This window comes from Ligilactobacillus sp. JN-6 (Y).1 (genome assembly GCF_058111525.1).
Map to the genome: position 1 here is coordinate 2,129,148 of NZ_CM176599.1, position 23,413 is coordinate 2,152,560.

The 23,413-nt window shown below is 39.3% G+C and carries 21 protein-coding genes; 13 read left to right on the forward strand and 8 right to left on the reverse strand.

Annotated features, from left to right (window positions below):
* Window positions 1–168 precede the first annotated feature (168 nt).
* The 8 genes from ylqF (at window position 169) to AC3XNE_RS09950 (ending at window position 9,022) form a co-directional block, all read left to right on the forward strand.
* Window positions 169–1,047, forward strand: a complete 879-nt coding sequence (gene ylqF / locus AC3XNE_RS09915; RefSeq protein ID WP_489831907.1) for a ribosome biogenesis GTPase YlqF — start codon at window positions 169–171, stop codon at window positions 1,045–1,047.
* Between the two features lie 7 nt (window positions 1,048–1,054).
* Complete coding sequence (gene rnhB / locus AC3XNE_RS09920; RefSeq protein WP_489833401.1) at window positions 1,055–1,840, forward strand: ribonuclease HII; 786 nt, start codon at window positions 1,055–1,057, stop codon at window positions 1,838–1,840.
* A gap of 50 nt (window positions 1,841–1,890) precedes the next feature.
* Window positions 1,891–2,769 (forward strand): DNA-processing protein DprA, encoded by an 879-nt coding sequence (gene dprA / locus AC3XNE_RS09925; protein ID WP_489831908.1) that lies wholly within the window; start codon window positions 1,891–1,893, stop codon window positions 2,767–2,769.
* A gap of 90 nt (window positions 2,770–2,859) precedes the next feature.
* Entirely contained in the window at window positions 2,860–4,980 is a 2,121-nt protein-coding gene (gene topA / locus AC3XNE_RS09930) for a type I DNA topoisomerase (RefSeq protein WP_489831909.1), read from the forward strand.
* Window positions 4,981–5,165: 185 nt separating this feature from the next.
* Window positions 5,166–6,065: a tyrosine recombinase XerC gene (gene xerC, locus AC3XNE_RS09935; RefSeq protein WP_489831910.1), complete on the forward strand. Its 900-nt coding sequence runs from the start codon at window positions 5,166–5,168 to the stop codon at window positions 6,063–6,065.
* A 29-nt stretch (window positions 6,066–6,094) separates the two neighbouring features.
* Window positions 6,095–6,619, forward strand: coding sequence for an HslVU peptidase proteolytic subunit (gene hslV / locus AC3XNE_RS09940; protein ID WP_489831911.1), 525 nt, complete (start codon window positions 6,095–6,097; stop codon window positions 6,617–6,619).
* 65 nt (window positions 6,620–6,684) lie between these two features.
* Entirely contained in the window at window positions 6,685–8,109 is a 1,425-nt protein-coding gene (hslU, locus tag AC3XNE_RS09945) for an ATP-dependent protease ATPase subunit HslU (RefSeq protein ID WP_489833402.1), read from the forward strand.
* A gap of 34 nt (window positions 8,110–8,143) precedes the next feature.
* Window positions 8,144–9,022, forward strand: a complete 879-nt coding sequence (locus AC3XNE_RS09950; protein ID WP_489831912.1) for an aldose 1-epimerase family protein — start codon at window positions 8,144–8,146, stop codon at window positions 9,020–9,022.
* A gap of 59 nt (window positions 9,023–9,081) precedes the next feature.
* Here the strand turns inward: AC3XNE_RS09950 and plsY are convergent, their stop codons facing one another.
* Complete coding sequence (plsY, locus tag AC3XNE_RS09955) at window positions 9,082–9,711, reverse strand: glycerol-3-phosphate 1-O-acyltransferase PlsY (protein ID WP_489831913.1); 630 nt, start codon at window positions 9,709–9,711, stop codon at window positions 9,082–9,084.
* 279 nt (window positions 9,712–9,990) lie between these two features.
* Between plsY and parE the strand changes: the two genes are divergently transcribed.
* The 4 genes from parE (at window position 9,991) to AC3XNE_RS09975 (ending at window position 16,305) form a co-directional block, all read left to right on the forward strand.
* The gene (gene parE, locus AC3XNE_RS09960; protein WP_489831914.1) at window positions 9,991–12,021 is read left to right on the forward strand and encodes a DNA topoisomerase IV subunit B; all 2,031 of its coding nucleotides are present in this window, start codon (window positions 9,991–9,993) and stop codon (window positions 12,019–12,021) included.
* A gap of 65 nt (window positions 12,022–12,086) precedes the next feature.
* A complete protein-coding gene (gene parC, locus AC3XNE_RS09965) occupies window positions 12,087–14,495 on the forward strand; it encodes a DNA topoisomerase IV subunit A (protein WP_489833403.1) in 2,409 nt (802 codons plus the stop codon).
* 114 nt (window positions 14,496–14,609) lie between these two features.
* Window positions 14,610–15,110, forward strand: a complete 501-nt coding sequence (locus AC3XNE_RS09970; RefSeq protein WP_489831915.1) for an LURP-one-related/scramblase family protein — start codon at window positions 14,610–14,612, stop codon at window positions 15,108–15,110.
* Between the two features lie 64 nt (window positions 15,111–15,174).
* On the forward strand, window positions 15,175–16,305 hold the full coding sequence (locus tag AC3XNE_RS09975) for an NADH-dependent flavin oxidoreductase (RefSeq protein ID WP_489831916.1): 1,131 nt from the start codon (window positions 15,175–15,177) through the stop codon (window positions 16,303–16,305).
* 499 nt (window positions 16,306–16,804) lie between these two features.
* Here AC3XNE_RS09975 and lepB read toward each other — a convergent pair whose 3' ends face one another.
* From lepB to AC3XNE_RS10000, 5 genes are all read right to left on the reverse strand, one after another.
* Window positions 16,805–17,401, reverse strand: coding sequence for a signal peptidase I (gene lepB, locus AC3XNE_RS09980; RefSeq protein ID WP_489831917.1), 597 nt, complete (start codon window positions 17,399–17,401; stop codon window positions 16,805–16,807).
* Window positions 17,402–17,411: 10 nt separating this feature from the next.
* Window positions 17,412–17,840: a hypothetical protein gene (locus tag AC3XNE_RS09985; protein WP_489831918.1), complete on the reverse strand. Its 429-nt coding sequence runs from the start codon at window positions 17,838–17,840 to the stop codon at window positions 17,412–17,414.
* Window positions 17,841–17,938: 98 nt separating this feature from the next.
* Window positions 17,939–18,748 (reverse strand): TIM barrel protein, encoded by an 810-nt coding sequence (locus tag AC3XNE_RS09990; RefSeq protein ID WP_489831919.1) that lies wholly within the window; start codon window positions 18,746–18,748, stop codon window positions 17,939–17,941.
* Window positions 18,749–18,768: 20 nt separating this feature from the next.
* The gene (locus AC3XNE_RS09995) at window positions 18,769–19,635 is read right to left on the reverse strand and encodes a DegV family protein (protein ID WP_489831920.1); all 867 of its coding nucleotides are present in this window, start codon (window positions 19,633–19,635) and stop codon (window positions 18,769–18,771) included.
* 82 nt (window positions 19,636–19,717) lie between these two features.
* Complete coding sequence (locus AC3XNE_RS10000) at window positions 19,718–20,146, reverse strand: MarR family winged helix-turn-helix transcriptional regulator (RefSeq protein ID WP_489831921.1); 429 nt, start codon at window positions 20,144–20,146, stop codon at window positions 19,718–19,720.
* A 161-nt stretch (window positions 20,147–20,307) separates the two neighbouring features.
* On the opposite strand from AC3XNE_RS10000, the gene AC3XNE_RS10005 reads away from it, so the two are divergent.
* Window positions 20,308–22,008, forward strand: coding sequence for an Rqc2 family fibronectin-binding protein (locus tag AC3XNE_RS10005; RefSeq protein ID WP_489831922.1), 1,701 nt, complete (start codon window positions 20,308–20,310; stop codon window positions 22,006–22,008).
* 71 nt (window positions 22,009–22,079) lie between these two features.
* Here AC3XNE_RS10005 and AC3XNE_RS10010 read toward each other — a convergent pair whose 3' ends face one another.
* Window positions 22,080–22,541 carry a hypothetical protein gene (locus AC3XNE_RS10010; protein WP_489831923.1) on the reverse strand — a complete coding sequence of 154 codons (462 nt, stop codon included), beginning with the start codon at window positions 22,539–22,541 and terminating at the stop codon, window positions 22,080–22,082.
* 175 nt (window positions 22,542–22,716) lie between these two features.
* Window positions 22,717–23,409 carry a YjjG family noncanonical pyrimidine nucleotidase gene (locus AC3XNE_RS10015; RefSeq protein ID WP_489831924.1) on the reverse strand — a complete coding sequence of 231 codons (693 nt, stop codon included), beginning with the start codon at window positions 23,407–23,409 and terminating at the stop codon, window positions 22,717–22,719.
* Window positions 23,410–23,413: the final 4 nt, after the last annotated feature.

Below are 23,413 nucleotides of genomic sequence, written 5' to 3' on the forward strand. Positions count from 1 at the left end.
CTGCTTTTGACTAAAAAACCCAAAAACATATTTACCCGCTCACTGCGTTATTCAGTTTGGCCAAAGACATCCGCCCGTGTATAATACCTAACTGAAAGTTTAATTTCTGTTATATAAGGTTCTGTAACTTTAGTTTAATAAATCAGTACAAATACAAGGAGGAATAATATGGCAACCATTCAATGGTATCCGGGGCACATGGCCAAGGCTTTACGTCAAGCAGAGGAAAATCTGAAAACGGTCGACATAGTTTTGGAACTGGTGGATGCACGATTACCTGAATCATCGCGAAATCCAGAACTAAAAAATATGCTTGAAAACAAACCGTCAGTCATAGTACTGACAAAAATGGATCTAGCTGATCCGAGACAAACAAAGAAATGGTTAAGCTACTATGAATCTTTTGGTCAACCCGCAGTAGCAGTTAACAGCACTAATGGTTCGTTGAAAGTGATCGAAAAAAAGATCAATTCAGTTTTGGCGGATAAACTAGCTAAACGGAAAGAAAAAGGGATCCAATCAAAAAAAATAGGTGTGATGTGTATTGGGATCCCTAACGTTGGCAAGTCAACATTATTAAACCATTTGGTCAAAAAAAACGTAGCCTCGGTCGGTGACAAACCTGGGGTAACAAAAAAACAGCAGTGGCTCAAAGCTGGCAAAAATTTACAGCTGCTGGACACGCCGGGGATCTTGTGGCCCAAGTTTGAAGATCCCCTGGTCGGGCAAAAACTGGCTTTAACTGGCGCTATTAAAGACAAGTTATTTCATGATGATGATGTTGCTTTGTATGCTATCGAATTTTTCAAAGACAATAATGCGCAAAATTTGCAGGAACGTTATCGTCTAACAGAAGAAGAAATGTCTGCTACTGATGTAGATACATTACTAGCTATTACAAAAAATGCCGGTTTCCGTGATGATTATGATCGTGGTGCGCAACGTTTGATCCAAGATATACGTAAACAAAAACTTGGACGCTATACATTAGATCTTGTGCCGCAAGTTGTTGAGCCAGACACAAGAAAAAGTGATTCCGATGACTGATGAAAAAATGAAGAAAAAAAGCATCTCGCAGATCAAAGCTTTTCTAAAAAAGGCTGAAAGCGATCAGAAAATACTCACTGCAGAAATAAGCACTAAGTTACGTAATGATAAACGTCAAGGTGTTAAACAACTACTGAAAAGCTTTGAAAATAGACAAGCTAAGGAACTAAAAAAAAGGGCTGCATTTGAAAACAGGCTAATTTTAGAAAAGGAATTCTGGCATGCTGGTAAACAACTGATCGCAGGAATCGACGAGGTCGGACGTGGACCATTGGCGGGCCCCGTTGTTGCGGCAGCTGTGATCTTACCCCATGACTTTGCACTTTACGAAGTCAATGATTCAAAACAATTAAGTGTCAAAAAAAGACAAGAATTAGCCCCGCTTATCAAAGAACAAGCGCTGAGCGTTGGGGTCGGTATCGTGGATAGCCAAACGATCGATCAGATAAATATTTATGAAGCCGCTAAGTCAGCTATGGAGCAGTCTGTTTCACAATTAGACCCTCAACCGGATGAATTATTGATCGATGCCATGGAGTTACACACGCAGATCCCCCAACGTAAATTGTTCAAAGGAGATGCACGCTCAGTCTCTATCGGGGCAGCTAGTATAGTTGCAAAGGTTACACGAGACCAGCTGATGGAAGATTATGCAAAACTTTACCCTAGTTATGGTTTTGAAAGAAATGCAGGTTATGGTACTAAACAACATTTAGACGCGATCAAGAAGAACGGTATCACACCAATTCACCGGCAAACATTTGAACCGATAAAATCAAAATTAATTAAATAAAATAGCCGCCTTTTGCGTATATACTTACAAAAAGCAAAGGCGGCGTTTTTATGGACGAACGATCTTTTTTATTACGGGTCCATCTTTGTGCTGGTGTCGGGATCAAGGGAGAAACCAAAATTTACTCTTTTATGCAAAAAAATAAGCGGCAACCCAATTTGACAGAACTTTCACAACTGTTTTCCGGTTCAAAAAACAACTTACAAAATTTCTTAAATGATTTTCATTCAGCAGCGGTCACACAAAAAATGCGTGACAACCAACGAAATAGTGGGATCCTTACGATCCTTGATCCTGAATATCCAACACAGTTAAAGGAGAGTTTTGAGCCACCTATTGTCTTATTTTATCAAGGAAAGTTAGAATTACTCAAACGACCTATTTTGGCAGTGGTGGGTGCTAGAAAAATGACTAAATACGCTACTACCGTTTTATCAAAATTGTTGCCTGATATTTGTTCCTACCGGATCCCAGTGATCAGCGGAGCGGCTAGTGGTGTGGACAGTCTTGCACATCGTTTGGTCCTGGATGAAAACTCAGCAACGATCGCTGTGATCGGGACTGGTTTAGACCAAATTTATCCTCGGAAAAACTATGAGCTACAGTCTTTGATCGCACAAAAAGGACTTGTGTTATCTGAATATGCTTTGGGACAAAAACCATTACCACATCATTTTCCGCTGCGCAACCGGATCATAGCAGGATCGTGTCACAGCTTACTAGTCGTTGAAGCCAAGCATCATAGTGGTAGTTTGATCACGGCTAACCTTGCCTTACAGGAAAACCGGAATGTTTTGGCGGTCCCAGGACCGATCGACAGTGATCTATCGGTTGGTTGTAACGAATTGATACAAGCAGGTGCAAAACCAGTTTTAAATAGTAGCGATATTCTTGAACATTTTTTAAATTTCTTGACAAATCAAACTTGAAAGGCATAGTATTGTTATCGATTTTGATTAACAACTTAAACTTTCAATAACTACAATTAAAATATAAATTAAATAAAGGAGTGGGACGTTTTGCCGACATCCACACAGCCAAAATCTAAAACAAAGAAAAAAAGAAGTACTAGGAAAACTAAAAGGAACTTAGTTATCGTAGAATCACCATCAAAAGCCAAAACGATCGAAAAATATTTAGGCTCTCGCTATAAGGTCATGGCCAGTTTAGGTCACATTCGTGATCTGCCTAAAAGTAAAATGGGCATCGACGTTGAAAATGACTATGAGCCTCATTATATTTCGATCCGTGGTAAGGGTGATGTGATCAAAGAATTGCGTAAAGAAGCTAAAAAAGCTAACCATGTTTATCTAGCATCTGACCCGGACCGTGAGGGAGAAGCAATTGCGTGGCATCTTTCCTATTTACTGGGATTGGATCCACAAGATAAAAATCGGGTGGTCTTTAATGAGATCACAAAAGACGCAGTCAAAAATGCTTTTAAACATCCAAGAGCTATCGATATGTCTCTGGTTGACGCGCAACAAGCTCGTCGGATCCTAGATCGTTTAGTGGGGTATTCTATCTCACCATTACTATGGTCAAAAGTAAAAAAAGGACTTTCGGCTGGTCGTGTACAGTCGATCGCACTAAACTTGATCATTCAAAGAGAAAAAGAGATCAAGGATTTCGTACCGGAAGAATATTGGAATATTGATTCCAAATTCAAAAAAGGTCGGAGTAAATTTGATGCTGGTTTCTACGGCCTAGGAGGCAGGAAAACAGCTCTCAAAAATAATGCTGCTGTACAGGAAGTTTTGCAAAAAATTTCAAAGACTTCTCCCTTTGAAGTGGCTAAGGTCGTAAAAAAGGAGCGCAAGCGTTTTCCAGCTCTTCCTTTTACAACATCGACTATGCAACAGACCGCAAATAACTCTTTAAATTTTAGAACGCAAAAAACGATGATGGTCGCTCAACAATTATACGAGGGGCTCAACATTGGACGTGGTGGTTCCGTTGGTTTGATCACTTATATGAGGACCGACTCTACACGGATCTCTACTATCGCCAAGCATGAAGCAGCGGGTTTTATCACTGACACTTACGGTGATGAATTCGCGGCTTCTAAACCTCGCGCTGGCAAACTTGCTGAAAACGCCCAAGATGCCCATGAGGCGATCAGACCTTCGTCGGTCTTGCGGACGCCAGATTCGCTGGCAAAATACTTGACCAAGGATCAAATGAAACTGTATTCCTTGATCTGGTCACGCTTCGTTGCCAGTCAGATGACGCCAGCGGTAGTTGATACTGTTCGTGCTGACTTAGTACAAAATACAGTCACTTTTAGAGCAAATGGTTCAAAAATGAAGTTTCCTGGTTATACCAAAGTGTATGCAGAATCGAAACGCAAAGACAATATTTTACCTGAACTAAACGAAGGTGATAAGGTAACCCTAGTAAAAACTGATCCAAGTCAGCATTTTACGTTGCCGCCTGCGCGGTATTCTGAAGCAACATTGATCAAAACACTTGAAGAAAATGGCGTGGGGCGTCCATCAACTTACGCACCAACACTAAACACGATCCAAAAAAGGTATTACGTTAAGTTAACAGCACGGAAGTTTGAACCCACCGAACTGGGTGAAATAGTGGATTCAATGATCGCAGAATGTTTCCCGGACATTTTAGATATGTCGTTTACTGCTGACCTTGAAGATGAACTTGATGAGATCGAAGAAGGCAAACAAGAGTGGGTCCAAGTGATCGACAAATTTTATCGCCCATTCGCCAAAGAAGTCGAAAGCGCTGATCAAAAGCTGGAAAAGGTTAAGATCAAAGATGAGCCCGCTGGATTCAATTGCGATGTTTGTGGAGCGCCGATGCTGATCAAGATGGGCCGGTATGGCAAATTTTATGCTTGCAGCCGTTTTCCTGATTGTCGTAATACTAAAGCGATCGTTAAAAAGATCGATGTTACTTGTCCGAAGTGCAACAAGGGCGATATCGTCGAGAGAAAATCTAAGAAAAACTGGGTCTTTTACGGGTGTTCACGTTATCCTGACTGTGATTTCATTTCATGGGATCAGCCAGTCGGCCGTAATTGCCCCAAATGCGACCACTTCTTGATCTATAAGAAGTCCAAAAAAGGTGCACAGGTCAAATGCCCAAATGGCGATTATGAAGAAGCACTACAAAAATAGATATTAAACAAGACGCGAGTGAACTTCTCTAGCAAAAGAGAATGTCACAGAGCGCCTTTTTTATCGCAACAATAATAATAAGGTTTGTGAAAGAATTAAGAAAACAGAATAAGTCTCTCGGATTTCTTGACTATTTTTGACCATTATAGGAAAATACAATTAAATATTGATTTGAAGGTGACACGATGGAAGTTAAGTGGATCACGGAATATCAGGATTACCTGCAGTATGAACGTCAATATTCCGCGCAAACTGTTAAAGCTTACACTGATGACATTACCGATTTTTGTAAATTTTTAACTGAAAACGGCGGCGAAAGTTCTTTTGCCACGGTAACGGAAAACGATGTGCATGTTTATATGAGCTATTTGTATGAACGAGATTATAAAGAAAATAGTGTCTCGCGCATGGTTTCCGGGTTACGTTCGTTTTATCGTTTCTTACTAAAAAATGGTTATGTTACAAGTAATCCGTTCGTCTATGTGCAGCTAAAGAGACATTCTCGCGCTTTGCCTCATTTTTTCTATGAAAAAGAAATGAACGCTTTATTTGAAGCCACAACAGGTGATTCGATCAAGGATATTAGAAATAACGCCTTGCTGGAGACTTTGTATGCCACAGGGATGCGAGTTTCCGAGTGTACAAGTTTAACGATGCAAGTCGTTGATTTTGATAATCGTGCAATGCTTTTACGTGGAAAGGGCGGTAAAGACCGTTATGTTCCCTTTGGTCAATATTGCGCGGATGCTTTGACCAGATATTTTTTACAAGCACGGACACCATTAATGGAAAAGTATCATAAGGAACACGATTTCGTGTTTATTAACCATTATGGTGATCCGATCACGGCTGCTGGCGTGACGTACGTCTTATCCCAAATAGTAAAACAGAGTTCTTTGCAAACGACGATCCACCCCCACGAATTGCGACATACGTTTGCGACTCACTTAATGAGTAACGGGGCTGACCTAAGAGCCGTGCAAGAATTATTGGGACATAGCAGTCTTTCAACAACACAAATATACACTCACGTAACAACGGAAAATTTACAAGAAAATTATCGTAAATTTTTCCCGCGTGCGTGAGCACTTTAATAACAGGAGGAAATTAATTCATGACAACAATTTGCGCTGTCCGTCATAACGGACATACGGCAATGGCTGGTGATGGGCAAGTCACCATGGGAGAACAGGTCATTATGAAAGGGACAGCTCATAAAATCAGAAAGATATATGACGATAAAGTTGCAGTCGGTTTTGCGGGCACAGTTTCGGATGCCTTTAATTTACAAGATCGCTTCGAAAAAAAGCTCAACCAGTATAGTGGTAATCTCCAGCGTGCTGCTGTAGAACTAGCACAAGAATGGCGTGGTGATCAGCAACTCCAAAAACTTGAAGCTTTACTAGTCGTGATGGATAAAGATAATTTATTGCTCGTTTCAGGCTCGGGTGAGGTCATTGAACCTGATAATGATGTCTTAGCGATCGGGTCAGGCGGTAATTATGCTCTTGCAGCGGCTATCGCAATGACCTCCCATGCGCCAGAAATGACTGCCGAAGAAATCGCAAAAAATTCCCTTCATATTGCTGGAGACATTGACATCTTCACAAACCACAATGTGATCACAGAAGTTCTCTAAACAAACTTGAAAGTCAGAAAGGAGTGAAGGTGAAGTGTTTCTTAGTATCTTCACCGCTTAATTTTATGGATCCAATGGATAAAACACCAAAAGAAATAGTTAAAGAACTTGACCGTTATGTGATCGGTCAAGATGCAGCTAAAAAGGCGATCGCGGTTGCTTTGCGTAATCGTTATCGGCGGATGCAGTTGCCTGTAGATATGCAAGAAGAAGTGACTCCTAAAAATTTATTGATGATCGGACCAACTGGGGTCGGTAAAACAGAAATTGCACGCCGGTTAGCTAAAATAGTTGATGCACCCTTTGTTAAAGTTGAAGCAAGTAAGTTGACTGAAGTTGGTTATGTTGGCCGTGATGTTGAATCGATGGTCCGCGACCTAGTTGAATCTGCTTACAAGATGGAACAAGACAAGTTATACTCAGAGGTAAGAAGTGAAGCTGTTGCCAATGCGGACAAAAAACTTGTTAAACTGCTTGTTCCTGCCCAGCGCAAACAAGCCCAACAAAATCAACAGGAAACCTTCATGCAAATGATGCGCGATCTGCAAAACGGAAAAATGCCTCAACGAGGAGAGACTGGGCAAGAAGATGACGAAGGAGAAGTTACTGATCAAGTAAGAGATCAACGCTTAAACACTTCTGAAAAACTCAAACGAGGACAGTTAGAGAATGAAGAAGTGACTATCAAAATTGATGATCCGTCACAAAATACTAACAACTCTTCAGATATGCTCAACCAAATGGGGATCGATTTAAACGATGCTTTAAGTTCGCTTGTTCCAAAAAGAAAGGTCAAGCGAACTATGGCCGTTAAAGATGCGCGTGAAGTCTTGGTCCAAGAAGAATCTGAAAAATTAGTTGATTCAGCTGATCTAGCTGCTGCAGCTATCAAGCGCGCAGAAAATACTGGGATCATCTTTATTGACGAGATCGATAAGATCACTTCAAAAGGCACGCAAAACTCAGGCGAAGTTTCCCGTGAAGGGGTACAAAGAGACATCTTACCAATTGTTGAAGGTTCAGCTATCAAAACTAAATATGGCTTTATTAACACTGAACATATCTTATTTATTGCATCTGGTGCATTTCAAGACAGCAAACCTAGTGATCTAATCGCAGAACTCCAGGGACGTTTTCCGATCCGAGTAGAGTTAAATGATCTAAATGCGGAAGATTTTGTCAAGATCTTGACCGAACCGGACAATGCCTTAGTCAAGCAATATATTGCATTGATTAACACCGATAATATTTCTGTGACGTTCACGATCGAAGCTATTCGTAAGATCGCAAATGTTGCCTTTTCAGTTAATCGTGATACAGATAATATTGGTGCCCGTCGTTTGCACACTATCTTGGAGCGACTCTTACAAGACCTATTGTATGAAGGTCCAGATATGCAAATGGGTGATATCACGATCACAGAAGCTTATGTTGAACAAAAAATCGGAAAGATCGCAGCAGATAAGGACCTTGCACACTATATTTTGTAAAAAATATTCACTAATTTGGGGAGGTTGTCAAAAGATGGCAGTTATTATCGAAAATGATAAGATCCGGGCAGTGATCAAAGAACACGGTGCCGAGTTAAGTAGTTTAATAGCTAAAAATAGTGGGATCGACTACATGTGGTCTGGCGACTCAAAGTACTGGGCACGGCATTCTCCTGTATTATTTCCTATTGAAGGTAAACTAAAAAATGATAGTTATCGATTTGAAGGACAAGAATACCAGATGACTCAACATGGCTTTGCTCGTGACCAAGATTTTGACGTAGTCGAAAAAGACGCACAACATGCCACTTTTGAACTAACTCAAAATGAAGAAACTAAGGCAAAGTATCCCTTTGATTTTCGTTTGCGTTTAACGTATTCGCTCGAGGAGCAAGAGTTAACACTCGGTTACTCTGTTTATGATCCTGATATAAAACAAGACCTTTACTTTGCACTAGGGGCTCATCCTGCTTTTAAAGCACCTTTAGAGCCTGGTAAAAGCTATACAGATTATGAGCTGACTTTTTCCCCGCTCAAAACCAGAAAAAAGATCCCTTTGCGAAATAGCTTGACGGATCCAGACAATGAATTCGATGTTAAAGAAGATCGTTTGGCTATCAGTCGTGAATTATTTAAAGATGATGCATTGATCTACGATTTACAAGAAGAGCCAACAATGATCACTTTACAAGATACGAAACAGCAACACGGGGTGTGCGTTAATACTAAAAATGCTGAATATGTCGGTATCTGGTCGACCTACCCTAAAGATGGTCAATTTGTATGTATCGAGCCGTGGTGGGGTTTAGCTGACCCACACGATGCTGACGGTGAACTGACTCATAAATTTGCCATCAATAAATTGGGACCACACCAAGAGTTTAAAGCCAGCTTTTCAGTTGCACTGTTTTAAATAAAAAAGATAAGCTGGTGTCTAGCTCAAATTTTTGAGTGATAGGACAGCTTATCTTTTTATTTAGTCTCTTTTTCGTGTTTTTGGCGCTGACGGTAACCAAGACCAAATGGGACCATATTTTCTTTTCCTTGGCGGATCCTAGAGATATTTCCCCAGTGTCGGATAAAGACAAAAATAGTTAAAACGAATGCTACGGTAGTCAAGATCCAATCTTGGTAAAATAATGAACTAAGTGTGATCAATGAAAAACCGATCATACTAGCAACACTGACCATGCTGGTCAAATAAATAGTGACCAAGAAAATTGCCCAGGCCAACAGGAAAAACTGCCAATTATAAACTAACAAGACACCAACACTAGTAGCGACTGTTTTACCGCCTTTAAACCTGGCAAAGAGTGGAAAGGCATGTCCAAAAATCGCTGATAGACCGATCAATAAAGCGTTCGCGTTTGAATTGAACAACAAAGGAAGTAAGGCCGTAGCAGAACCTTTTAACATGTCGATCAATAAGACTACCACGCCGGCTTTTCTTCCTAGGACCCTAAATGTATTAGTTGTTCCCATATTGCCACTACCATAATTTCGGATATCTTTACCAAAAAAAGCCCGGCCGATCCAAATACCGGATGGTATGGAACCGAGTAAATATCCAATTATGATCATCCAAATAATATTCAGATCCACAGTTGTGCCTCCTTTACCTTGCTTTATAATTCTAGCAGTTTATTGTGCTGGGGGCAATTTTTATTACTGGATATTTTTGGGTAGCAAATATATAAACGACCTTACCTTACTTTATTTTAATTTTTAGCGTTAGTTTTCTTTTTAAAGACCGCCGTTATAGGCTATATAGCCGAGAGTCAGCTTTACAGATCGACTATAAATGGGTTATGATAGAAAAAGTTTGTCGGACTTGCCGAACGGTGGTCTGACTTGTTCAATCGGAAGGGATTTGAAAGTTCAATGACAAAACCTAATTATAATGACGATTCGATTCAAGTTTTAAAGGGTCTCGAAGCAGTTCGGAAACGACCTGGAATGTATATCGGATCTACTGATACTCATGGTTTACATCACCTTGTTTATGAGATCGTAGATAATGCCGTCGATGAGGCTTTATCAGGCTATGGCAAAAAAATTGATGTTACGATCCATGCCGATGAATCGGTCACAGTTTGCGACTATGGCCGTGGGATGCCGGTCGGTATGCACTCTACAGGTATTCCGACAGTCGAAGTGATCTTCACAGTGCTGCACGCTGGTGGAAAATTCGGTCAAGGTGGCTATAAAACTTCAGGCGGATTGCACGGTGTCGGTGCCTCTGTCGTTAACGCCTTGTCTTCTAGCTTAACTGTTAACACGGTGAGAGACAAAGTCGAATATGAAGAAGATTTTAAGGACGGTGGTCAACCGGTCGGCACATTACGCAAAATTGGCAAAACTAAGCGTCCAAGCGGTACTAAAGTGACTTTTAAACCGGATCCGACCATCTTCTCTACGACTCACTATCACTATGATGTCTTAGCTGAGCGTTTAAGAGAATCGGCATATTTGTTAAAGGGCGTTCAGATAACATTAACTGATGAACGGACTGATCAACAAGATATCTTTTTATATGAAGAAGGGATCAAAGAGTTTGTTACTTATTTGAATGAAGATAAAGAAACGATCGGCGATGTCATGTATTTTGATGGTTCCAAGCAAGGTATGGAAGTTGAAGTTGCAGCTCAATATAATGATGGTTATTCTGAGAATATTTTATCGTTTGTCAACAATGTCCGTACCAAAGATGGGGGTACTCATGAAGCTGGGATGCGCTCAGCGTGGACAAAAGCTTTTAACGACTATGCGCGCAGTGTTGGTCTATTAAAAGATAGAGACAAAAATATGGAAGGCAGCGATGTGCGTGAAGGCCTGTCCGCGGTGATATCTGTTAGAGTACCAGAAGACCTCTTGCAGTTTGAAGGTCAGACAAAAGAAAAACTTGGGACTCCAGAAGCGCGTACGATAGTGGACGGTCTCGTTTCTGAACAACTTAATTACTATCTCATGGAAAACGGTGAGTTTGCTCAAGAATTGGTGAGAAAATCACTTCGTGCAAGGGAGGCCCGTGAGGCAGCACGCAAAGCTCGGGATGAGAGTCGTAATGGTAAAAAACGGCGTAAAAAAGACCAGCTGCTTTCAGGTAAATTGACTCCCGCGCAATCCAAAAACGCTAAGAAGAATGAATTGTTTTTAGTTGAAGGGGATTCTGCCGGCGGGTCAGCTAAACAGGGACGGGACCGCAAATTTCAGGCGATCTTGCCGTTAAGAGGGAAAGTCCTTAATACTGAACGGGCTAAGTTGCAAGATATCGTTAAAAACGAAGAGATCAACACTATGATCTATACGATCGGTGCTGGCGTTGGGGCAGAGTTCAATATAGAAGATGCTAATTATGACAAGATCGTGATCATGACAGACGCTGACACTGATGGCGCTCATATTCAGATTCTTTTGTTAACTTTCTTTTATAAGTATATGCGCCCAATGATCGAGACTGGAAGAGTATATATTGCTTTGCCTCCACTGTATAAATTACAAAAAAGTATCAAGAAAAAACAGGTCGCCAAATATGCATGGACTGATGAAGAACTTGAAAAGGTCAGTGCAGAAATGGGAAAGGGCTATTCGCTGCAACGGTTCAAAGGTTTAGGTGAAATGAATGCCGACCAATTATGGGAAACGACCATGGATCCAGAAACACGGACTCTTGTTCGAGTTAAAATCGACGATGGTGCCTTAGCCGAAAGACGTGTGACTACATTAATGGGCGATAAAGTTGAACCGCGACGAAAGTGGATAGAAAACAATGTTAAGTTTTCACTGGAAGAAGATGGCAGCTTGTTAGATACGGTCGCTGCTCAGGAAGCTCACAGTGAGGATGCTGATTATTCAGACACAAGTGAGGCCTTGTTCGACGATAAGCTTGCTCAAGCTAAAAATAATAAGTAAAAGGGTGAGAGTACGTGGCTACTATAGAACATAATAATATTCAGGAATTATCGCTTGAAGCTGTCATGGGCGAACGGTTTGGACGCTATTCCAAATACATCATCCAGGAACGTGCTTTACCTGATATTCGTGATGGTTTAAAACCAGTACAACGACGGATCTTATTTGCAATGGATCAAGATGGCAATACATTTGACAAGGCTTTTAGAAAGTCTGCTAAGTCAGTTGGGAATGTCATGGGTAATTACCATCCGCATGGCGATTCATCGATTTACGAAGCGATGGTTCGTTTAAGCCAAGATTGGAAACTACGTGAACCATTGATCGAAATGCACGGGAATAACGGTTCAATGGATGGTGACCCACCTGCCGCAATGCGTTATACAGAAGCGCGTTTGTCAGAGATCGCGGGGGACATGCTACGCGATATTGATAAAAAGACAGTCGAAATGGTTTTAAACTTTGATGATACAGAGTATGAGCCCACTGTTTTACCAGCTCGTTTTCCTAATCTGTTAGTAAATGGTGCAACTGGGATCTCTGCTGGATATGCAACTGATATACCAACCCATAACCTGGGAGAAACGATTCAGGCTACAATTTATTTGCTGGATCATCCTGATGCTACATTGGATAAGTTAATGAATTTCGTTAAGGGCCCGGACTTTCCAACTGGTGGTATCTTGCAGGGCAAAGACGGCATTAAACAAGCCTACGAAACTGGGCGTGGAAAGTCGATCCTACGTTCGCGCACTACTATTGAGGAATTACGTGGTGGAAAACAGCAGATCGTGATTACAGAGATCCCCTACGAAGTCAATAAAGCATTATTGGTTAAAAGGATCGATGAGTTACGTTTATTGAAAAAAGTTGAAGGGATCGCCGAAGTACGTGACGAAACTGATCGTGAGGGGCTCCGGATCGTGATCGAATTAAAAAAGAATGCAAATGCTAGCGGGATCTTAAATTTTCTTTTTAAAAACACTGATTTGCAGATCTCGTATAATTTCAATATGGTAGCGATCAATAAAAAACGGCCAGAGCATGTTGGGCTAAAAACTATCCTTGCGTCTTATATTGATCATCAAAGGGACGTAACAACCAAGCGTACTAAGTTCGACTTGAATAAAGCACAAGAACGAGAGCACATAGTTGCGGGGTTGATCAAAGCTCTTTCTATTTTAGATGAAGTTATAAAAACGATTCGTTCGTCTCAAAACAAACATGATGCTAAACAAAATTTAATCACAAAATATGATTTCAGTGAAAAACAGGCAGAAGCAATTGTTTCTTTACAATTATATCGGCTGACTAACACCGATGTCACTGCTTTAAGAGCTGAGGCACAGAAACTAGAAAAACTGATCAGCAAATATCAAAATATCTTAGCTGATCCTAAAGAACTGGATAAGGTCATCAAAAAAGAATTAAAAACTGTGGATAAGAAATATTCAAGCCCAAGATCGACTGAGATCCAAGACGAGATCGAGTCGCTTAAGATCGAAACAGAAGTGATGGTGGCCTCAGAAGATGTTAAAGTCTTAGTTTCAAGAGACGGTTATGTTAAGCGTTCATCCTTGCGCTCATATAAAGCTTCAGGACCTGCCGAAAACGGGCTAAAAGAAGATGATCATGTTATTTTTTCTACAACTGTCAATACTTTAGACCATCTGTTCATGTTTACTAATAAAGGAAATATGATCTATCGGCCTGTACACGATGTAACAGAAGCACGGTGGAAAGATACTGGTGAGCATCTTTCACAAACTGTTGGTTTACAAAGTGATGAATATGTTATTTCTGCCTATTGTTTTAAAGACCTGACACAGGGGGGCAAATTCGTGTTTGCTACCAAAGAAGGTTTTATTAAGCAGACAGAACTCAGTGATTTAAAGCCTGGTAGATCTTACAGATCACGTGCCAGCAAATTTATGAAACTAAAAACAACTTCAGATGAAATCATTTTGATCGATTACAACCAGCAAGAAGATCCCGGGTTGCAAGTATTTTGTGCTTCTTACGGTGGCTATGGTTTACGTTATTTATTAGGTGATGTTCCAACTAGCGGCGCTAAAGCAGCTGGGGTCAAAAGCATGGATCTAAGAGAGGATCATCTGGCTAGCGTAACGCTTATTCATGAAATGGATGAATTAGCCCTCGTTACACAACGAGGTTCATTCAAGAGAATGAAAGTTGCTGAGGTCCCACAGACAACTAGAGCCAGACGTGGTGTTCAAATATTACGTGAGCTTAAGAAAAATCCACATCGTGTGCAGTTGACAACACTTTTATATCCTAATAGCAAGTTGTATATTACAACTGATAGGGAGCAAACTATCGAAGCTGATCCGTTTGAGCATCCAACCAATGATCGTTATTCGAATGGTTCATTCATTTTGGATGTCGAATCACAAGGAACCCCCGTTTGGCTCCGGCTCGAAGATCAAGATGATTCAGACTCGACTGAGGTTTAACAGAAGTAGTAAAAGCTAGGAATGCTTTTCCTAGCTTTTTGTATATAGCAAATCGATTGATGATTTTGTCTACCAAGTTTCTCTGCTCTTTGTTTATTATAGGAGGATTTATTAATGAAGCAATTTTATATTAAACAACAACTTTTTAGCGTTGCTGAAAAATTTACTGTGACTGACAGCGAAAATAATGTTCAATACTACGTTACGGGGAGCTTATTTAATGCACAAAAAAATTTTGAAATTCGCAATACAGCGGATGACCTTGTTGCAAAGATCACTAAGAGGGTCCTGGCTTTTTTACCAAAATTTATTGTTGAGACTCACAATAATGAAACGGTAGAAATAAAAAAAGACCTTTCTTTGTTGCGACCGCACTATACTTTCACCCCACAAAACATTTCAGTTCAGGGAGATATTTTTGAAATGAACTTTTCTATTTTAAACAATAAAGAAGAGATCGCTACTATTCAAAAGAAACTATTTTCTTTTGGAGATGCCTATGAAATAACGATCCTAGATACGAAAGAAGGGCAATATTCAGGGGCTAACGAAATTTTAGTGGTAGCATTAACAATAACGATAGATTATATGATCTCCCAAAAGCAAGCAGGATAAGTGTTTTTTCTTTAACAAAAAGGATGAATGTACTATTATCGTATGAGATAGGAGGTTTTAAAAGATGGCTAAGTATTCATTTTTACGACCATATAGTTTTGCAAACAAAAATATAGAACTTAAAAATCGCATAGTGATCCCACCAATGACAGAACGTATGTCATTTGAAGATGGGACTGTTACCAGCGACGAAGCAGCATATTATGCACAACATTCTGGTGGTGCTGGTATGTTTATTACTGCTGTTGCTAACGTAAATTCTTTAGGTAAGGGGTTTGAAGGCGAGTTAAGTATTGCTGATGATAGATTTTTACCTGGTTTGAACAAGTTGGCTCGCAGTATCCAAAGGGATGGTACCAAAGCGATCGTGCAGATTTTTAGTGCAGGTAGAATGTCAAATAGTGCAATTTTACGAGGAGAACAACCGGTCAGTGCAAGTGATATTGCTGCTCTTCGTTCAGATTCACAAAAACCGCGCGCACTATCAGAAGATGAAGTTTTTCAAACGATCAAAGACTTTGGTGCAGCTACAAAAAGGGCGATCGAAGCTGGATTTGATGGAGTTGAACTTCACGGAGCAAACACTTATTTATTACAACAATTCTTTTCTCCACATTCCAACAGGCGCACAGATGAGTGGGGCGGTTCATTAGAAAATAGGATGAAGTTCCCACTTGCTGTGATAAAAGAAGCCGCACAGGTGGTCGAAAAATATGCTAAGAAACCGTTTTTGCTCGGCTATCGTATTTCACCGGAGGAACTTGAGGAGCCGGGAATAACTTTAGATGATACGCTTAACTTTATAGATAAGTTAAAGGAAACTAAGATCGACTATCTACATGTTTCACAAAGTGATGTTTGGCGGACACCAATGCGCGATAAGAACTTAACTACGGTTGTTAATAAAGCCATTAGAGAGCGAGTTGCCGGCGCATTGCCGCTGATAGTTGTTGGTAATATTAAGACTCCTCAGGATGCAGAAAAAGCAGCGCGATCATTTGATATGGTCGCCATGGGTCATGAATCTCTCTTTGAGCCTAAATGGGTCCAAAAAGTCGAAAATGATGATGCAGGGTCTATTCGCTATTCAGTAGCAAAGGCAGATCTACCTGATTTAGGTATTCAGCCAAGCTTTATGGATCAAATTGCTGATTCCATGGGTGGTTATGAAAACATGTTTAAAAAACAAAAATAGTCGTCACACGGATCGCTTTGAGCAACATATAATTTTAAATTAAACAAATGGACAGCTTTTTGGCTAAACGCGTTATAAAAAGCTGTCCATAATTTTGTATATTTAAAGTTAGCATGACGTGTTGTTTGTGGATCAGTAAGCAATAACAAAATGTGACTCCAAGCAATAACAAAATGTGACTCCAAATTTGTCTAAACATTGATCCATGAGTCATTGTTTATCAAAGATTTCTCCAATTTTTGTTGTTTTTCCTGTTTAAATCAACAATTACCAGCTTGCTTTTAGATCATGGTTTACAAATCTGAGAGGGCCCACGCTGATTTTTTATTTTTATTCTAGTTTACATAATATACATTATCAAAAGTAGAGTCAAAAAGAAATTAACCGCCCCAGCTGCCCCAAAAACATTTTAGCTACTTTTTTATCGTTTTGTAGTTTTTGATTTTGTTATACTAAAAAAGTCTGGTGATCATTAACCAGACTTTGATGTAAAACTTATTTAATTTGTTGCAAAAGAATTTACTACATCGCGTTTATTATTCCAAACTGCAACTTTGACAACTCCCAGTATCTTGTCTCGTGGAACAAAACCATAATAACGGCTATCGTTAGATTCCTTCCGGTTATCTCCTAGCATAAAATATTTGCCTTTCGGAACTGTAAACGTCTTACCTGTTCCTAAATGAACTCCAGGAGCCGGCTTGAGACCATCTGCTAATTGCAAAGTCCCATTCTTTTGCTGAGATTTCGTGATATAGCTTTGCGATTGAAACTTGCCATTAACATACAGGTCGCCGTTATCTTTATATTCGACCTTGTCGCCAGGACGCCCAATGACCCTTTTAACATATTTCATATCCTTAGTCATACTCTTGTTTTGATGGTCAACTCCATACGCATTAAACACGACCACTGAGTCTCGCTTGATATCCGCTCTTTTAAGTAATAAAACATATTCGCTTGACTCTAAGTTAGGATACATGGAAGAGCCGTCAACTTTTACGGGGGTAAACCAAAAAGTCTTGATCAATGCTGCGACCACTAAACCGATCAAAATAGGCATCAACCAACTCATAATAGATTTAAATTTGTCCATACTTCTCCTTTTACATTTGTTTATAATTTTCAAACTCAGAATCAGATATATCTTGCTTACGATGGCTTATCTTATATAGATAAATAGAAAATAGCCCTATAAAGAAAACTTCGAAACAAAGACTTACAACAGCTTCTCCATGAACAAATGGCAAGAAAAAACCACTGGTAGTAAAAATAACTCTCAAAATAAAGTCTGCTCGAACAAACAAAAAAAGATTACTGATCAGAGCAGGTAAACTAATTAACGACATTATACATGTCACAACTAAGATAATTGTAAAAAATAGGCTTCTATTATCAGCAAGTCTAAAAGCTAAAGGGTATGAAATTTTTTTTAACTGCATTAAACTCCAAACAGTTAGGTGAAAAACAATATCTACTAAGATATACAAAACCCCGATGATTCCGGTACAAACATTGAGACCTCGATTGATCATAGTACTCCCTTCTTCTCCAAATACGTGTCGATAATAGTATTATAGACATGTCTAAGGATTAGGTGTAAGTAGATAAGTTGTTCTTAATTTAAATTTAACTAAGATTCAATTTCCTTTAGGTATTGGTAACTTGCTACTTGTTCAGTGGCGTCTTCTTCATTTGTAAGTTTTATTTCGAAAATATTGGTTGCTTGTGGATTTAACAGCGGCACAACTTGCTGCCAATTTATCTTTCCTTGTCCTACAGGTAAACTGTCATGTGTCTTACCGAAAGAATCGACTAAATGATAATGCACTATCTGCTGCTTTAAATTAATTAAAGATTTCATCAACGCCTTGTTGCTGCCATTTGTTTTAATAAAACAGTGTGATGTATCAAAAGCTAGACGATAATTATGTGCAGCAATTTTTTCTTCATCAACCGGACAGCCATAAGCAAAAAGTTGAGCAAGCGAGTTTTCAAACATTACATGTTGATCTCCCAGTTTTTGGAAATGGTCAAGACGATCAAAGGCCGCTGCTTCAGCATCAGCAAAAGAATGATACATCGCAATGAAATCTTTTGTTTGCCGTGCATAAGCACCATGGATCAAGACCTGAATATCATTGTCGTAAGCCAACTGGAGAAGATCCAAAGTTGATCGTTCAATAAACGAATACAATTGTGGACACTCATGTTCTGGAGCTATTATCTCTGTGGCATATCCCTGGTATTTCATCGGATGGTGAAGCACTATTTTACCTGTTGCTTCACTTTTGACCCACTGAATGTCATATTTCAAGCGCTTTAATCCTTCGGAAGTAAAGTCATTTTCATTAGTATAAAACTCGAAAACATCGGGATGATACTGTAGTCTGTCCTTGATTTGACTGGCGGCTGTACTAGCTTTTAATCCTAAATCGATCATACCCCTACAAATCACCTCTTTTATCTGTCTATATCTTCCATCCATGCCAAAGCAAGTGCTTTTTCCCCTAAATGAGTACCGATCACCGGTCCAAAATAACTAATATCTATCGGAAAATCGGGATATTGTTTAGCGAGCTTTTGCTTCCAACTGACAGCTGCTTCTTTATTGTTAGCATGGATGATCATCATTCTAACAGGATAATCAACTTTGCCTATCCTTTCATCAAACAAAGTTTCCACCCGTTTTAAAGCTCGTTTAGACGAACGGACTTTATCGAAAGCCACGATTTTATCTGACTGTTCGTCAAAAGTTAAAATAGGCTTTATTTTTAAAACACTGCCAATAAACGCAGACGCATTGGATAACCGGCCGCCACGAACAAGATTCTGCAGATCGTCGACCACAAAATATTCCTTGACGGTTTTCCTTAAATGCTCTAATCGTTCAATGATCCGCTGGCTAGTCTCGCCACGTTGTGCCATTCGTGCTGCTTCTATGACCATGTTTCCCATTAACATGACCGTGATCTCAGAATCAAATGGGATCACGGTAACACTTTTAACCTGAGGTGCAACAACAGTTTCTAAGGTATTGTATAAACCGGAGATAGTTGCTGCCAGGTGAATACTGATCACAGTATCGAATCCTTGTTCACCAAGATCTTCGTACATTTGAACCAATTCACCGATCGGTGGCTGTGAAGTACTTGGAAACGACTCTGAAGACCTTAGCTTATCAAAAAACTGTTCAGTTGTGATATCTACGCCTTCCCGATATGTTTTTCCGTCAATTACGACCGGGATCGGTATAACATGAATATTATATTTTTCTATTTGTTTTGATGAAAGATAAGCCGTACTATCAGTAACAACAGCTATTTTCATATATTCACACCTACTTTGATGATTGTTCAATTAAACTAAAAATAATTGCGATTTTAAGAATAACATACTCATACCCTATTAGCTAGTTTTCGATCCTTTCAAAACTAGTGTTGAGCCGATTTAACAAGATCTTCAACAAATTTTGCTCTTCATTCGTCCATTGAGAAAAAAGTTCACGGCTCATTCTTTCAAAATCAGCGTCCATTTCTGACAAAGCCGTTTTTCCTTGAGTAGTTATTTGGTATGAATACTTTTTTCTAGCCATTGGCTTTTCACCCAATTTTTCAATGGATAATAGTTCTTTTTTTACCAATTTACCTAATTGGCGACTGAGAGTCGAGACATCTAACTTGGTTTTATTGACAAGTTCAGCTTGAGTATCACTACCATGCACAACATTCTGAAGTAATTGCCATTCTGCGATCGTCATAGTATGTGAGTGTGTCATTTTCTTCAATAATTGATTATAACTTTTCTGAACATCTAATAAGATCTCTAAACTTGCTTTCACTGTTTCACCTCCAACTTATGGACCATACTTGTATAATACAACCTAACTTAACAACAAACAAGCTTTAGTTTGATCATATGCAAAAAAGTCAAATAGTTTTGCCATAAAGATAAATAAAGGTTAAAATAAGATTACTGCATACAAAAAAGGAGTGTTTAGTAATGGCTTTCGATGGTTTATTCGCGCACGCGATGGTCAATGAATTAAAAAACATGTTAGTTGGCGGTCGTGTGGCTAAAATATCGCAGCCCTATCCCAATGAAGTGATCTTGACGATCCGAGCCGATCGCCAGAACTATCCCTTGTTGTTATCAGCAAATCCTAATTATGCGAGGATCCAGATCACAAAAATACCTTATGAAAATCCGCAAACCCCTACGAATTTTACAATGATGTTGCGCAAATACCTTGATGGTGCAAAAATTCAGGATATTTGGCAACTACAAAACGACCGTGTACTTTATCTAAGTTTCACACGTAGAAACGAACTTGGAGACCAAATCACTCTTCTTTTAAGTATAGAGATCATGGGTAGACATAGCAATGTGATCTTGATAGATTCCGAGGAAAATAAAGTGTTAGATGCAATAAAGCATGTTTCAGTCCAACAAGATCGTTACAGGACTCTGTTGCCGGGATCAACCTATCGTACGCCTCCGAAACAAGAAAAGACTGATCCTTTTTCTGAGCAAAGCTTTTACGCGGAACTGAATACAAAATATCCTAACAGAGATGTCTTGGCCTCTGAGCTAACTAAAGTTTATCAGGGCTTTTCTCGCTTATCAGGTTTGCTTTTGGCTGACACGTTGCATTCTTCTCAGTATGCTTCACCAAAAGAAGCATTTAGCTATTTTCTTAAAAAAACTCATGAACCAGAGCCTGTCATTATCAGTGATAATGACACAATAGACTTTAGTTTTTTTGCTGGTGAAATGAAGGTGCAATCAAGGTGGGAGTCGCTCAGTGAATTACTAGATAATTTATACCAGGACAAAGCGCAACGAGATCGTGTCAAAGAACAAGGTGCGAACTTGATCAAGGTCGTTAGGAATAATCTACGTAAAAACGAAAGAAAATTAAAAAAACAGGATAAAGAACTCCAAGCCACTGAAAACGCCGATTCTTATCGTGTTAAGGGTGAGCTGTTGACCACCTATTTATATCAAGTTAAGCGTGGAATGACTTCTGTGACTCTGCCTAATTATTATAAAAATGAAGAGCCCGTTAAGATCGCTTTGTCTAATCAATTAGGCCCGTCACAGAACGCACAAAAGTATTTTAAACGCTATCAGAAACTTAAAAACGCCGTTAAATATCTAGGTGAACAAATAAAGCATACAAAAGCTGAAATAACTTACCTTGAATCTCTTGCCAGCACTATCGAGTTAGCAGAGCCCAGTGACTTGCCTGAAATTAAGCTCGAATTGCAAGAACAAGGTTACTTGAGATCTCAAAAAAACAAGCAAGCTGCTAAAAAGGATCGCCGAAAAAAGCCTACCAAGCCTGCTGAATATACAAGCAGCGATGGCACGCCAATTTCAGTGGGTAAAAATAATAAACAAAACGACCAATTAACTATGAAAACGGCCAAGAAAAGTGATTTTTGGTTACACGTTAAGAATATCCCTGGTTCACACGTTATTGTGCATAGTAGTAGTCCGAGCGATGAAACGCTAAATCAAGCAGCACAAATCGCAGCATATTATTCTAAGGGTAGGTCGTCAGCTAATGTGGCGGTCGACTATGTTCCAGTAAAAAATATTCGTAAACCAAATGGCGCTAAGCCCGGATTTGTTATTTATGAAGGTCAAAAGACCCTCTATGTAACTCCAGAAAAAGATGAAATAGACAAATTAAAATAGCACATAGCATACGCCAAAAAAGTCTCCGTCTGTCTGATGAAAATTATTCACCAGACAAGCGAAGACTTTTTTTATGGATCCAGGGGATCATTTTTAACTAATTTCATATGACGCTGTCTTGAAGCTGTAAAGGCTTCTTCCATTTTATCATTGGGCCATTCCTTAACTGGGGCAAACTTATAACGAACTCGCATGCCCTCTTTAGAAAAGTTTACTTCTCGGATCTCAATGATATTGATCCAGATCCCGATCGTATTATCAAAGAAAATATCACCAACTTGAGGAATATTGTAGTATTGATCAGGTGAAAACTTTAATTCGTTTTCGGTAGTCAAATAGTCGGCAGCCAGATCTGGAGAACCATACAGTTGACCAAGACAATAATAGAAAACACTATTATCATCTTCACGCAGTGGTTTGGTGTCAACTCCGAGGATATTGATGATCACAAATGTCCCGCCATGGTATTGAACTACATCACCGATCGCAATTGGAGCCGTTTGCTTTCTTTTTAAGCGAATACTCTCGATCATGATCGTACCTCCTGTTTAAATATATTCAGGTTTGCACGAGAGTCAAAGCTCGAACTAATAATTCAACCTCGATTTAATTATAAACTCTTCGAACGAAAGTTCCAAATGACAATTAAATTAGACATTAGACTAACAGTTGAAAAATGAGCCAGATCCAACAATAATTATCTTTCTTTTAGGCAAATTTGACAAGCTCGCTCAACGAATCGATCTGATAGCTCGGTAATATTTGTGAAAAGTTAGTATTTCTTTGCGGATTAAACCAGACAGTATCGATCCCAGCGTTGATACCACCCAAAACGTCTGAACTTAAAGAATCTCCTACTATCACTGTTTGTGAAGGATCGGCATTGGAATGGCTAAACAGATAGCTAAAAAAACCAGGATCTGGTTTTTCTGTTCCAATTTTTTCAGAGATAAAGACTTGCTCGAAAAAGTTAGCCATTTGTGCATCCTTAAGTCTTTTTTCTTGGACTCTAGTAACACCGTTAGTTGCTAAAAAGAGATGTTTATCCTCTGAAAACAAGGTGTTCAATAGTTCTTTAGCACCCTTTATTTCTTTATGCCCAAAAGCCAAATAAGACAGATACTGATCTGAAGAATTATTTCCGTTGATCTCTAGCTGATAGTAATTTTTTAAAAAAGTGTGAAATCTTTCTTCAAAGAGTTGTTCACGTGTGATCTCTTTTTTTTCTAATTTTTTCCATAGACTCTGATTAAAGGTGCTAAAAGCTTTTTTTGCTGGAACGTCTAATTCTAACTTCAAATCGGCAAATAACATTTGAAGTGCTTGCTGCTCAGCAGATTTAAAATTTAGTAATGTATCGTCTAAATCAAAAATAAATGTTTGGTATTTTTTTTTAGTCAACTGT

Bases quoted from the DNA above. Each gene is read 5' to 3' on its own strand.
- AC3XNE_RS10010 (WP_489831923.1), bottom strand. From the start codon at position 22,541: ATGATCGAGAGTATTCGCTTAAAAAGAAAGCAAACGGCTCCAATTGCG.
- hslU (WP_489833402.1), top strand. From the start codon at position 6,685: ATGGATCCAATGGATAAAACACCAAAAGAAATAGTTAAAGAACTTGAC.
- rnhB (WP_489833401.1), top strand. From the start codon at position 1,055: ATGAAGAAAAAAAGCATCTCGCAGATCAAAGCTTTTCTAAAAAAGGCT.
- lepB (WP_489831917.1), bottom strand. From the start codon at position 17,401: ATGGACAAATTTAAATCTATTATGAGTTGGTTGATGCCTATTTTGATC.
- AC3XNE_RS09990 (WP_489831919.1), bottom strand. From the start codon at position 18,748: ATGATCGATTTAGGATTAAAAGCTAGTACAGCCGCCAGTCAAATCAAG.
- AC3XNE_RS09970 (WP_489831915.1), top strand. From the start codon at position 14,610: ATGAAGCAATTTTATATTAAACAACAACTTTTTAGCGTTGCTGAAAAA.
- AC3XNE_RS10005 (WP_489831922.1), top strand. From the start codon at position 20,308: ATGGCTTTCGATGGTTTATTCGCGCACGCGATGGTCAATGAATTAAAA.
- parE (WP_489831914.1), top strand. From the start codon at position 9,991: ATGACAAAACCTAATTATAATGACGATTCGATTCAAGTTTTAAAGGGT.
- AC3XNE_RS09950 (WP_489831912.1), top strand. From the start codon at position 8,144: ATGGCAGTTATTATCGAAAATGATAAGATCCGGGCAGTGATCAAAGAA.
- hslV (WP_489831911.1), top strand. From the start codon at position 6,095: ATGACAACAATTTGCGCTGTCCGTCATAACGGACATACGGCAATGGCT.
- xerC (WP_489831910.1), top strand. From the start codon at position 5,166: ATGGAAGTTAAGTGGATCACGGAATATCAGGATTACCTGCAGTATGAA.
- AC3XNE_RS09975 (WP_489831916.1), top strand. From the start codon at position 15,175: ATGGCTAAGTATTCATTTTTACGACCATATAGTTTTGCAAACAAAAAT.
- parC (WP_489833403.1), top strand. From the start codon at position 12,087: ATGGGCGAACGGTTTGGACGCTATTCCAAATACATCATCCAGGAACGT.
- ylqF (WP_489831907.1), top strand. From the start codon at position 169: ATGGCAACCATTCAATGGTATCCGGGGCACATGGCCAAGGCTTTACGT.
- AC3XNE_RS09985 (WP_489831918.1), bottom strand. From the start codon at position 17,840: ATGATCAATCGAGGTCTCAATGTTTGTACCGGAATCATCGGGGTTTTG.
- dprA (WP_489831908.1), top strand. From the start codon at position 1,891: ATGGACGAACGATCTTTTTTATTACGGGTCCATCTTTGTGCTGGTGTC.
- AC3XNE_RS09995 (WP_489831920.1), bottom strand. From the start codon at position 19,635: ATGAAAATAGCTGTTGTTACTGATAGTACGGCTTATCTTTCATCAAAA.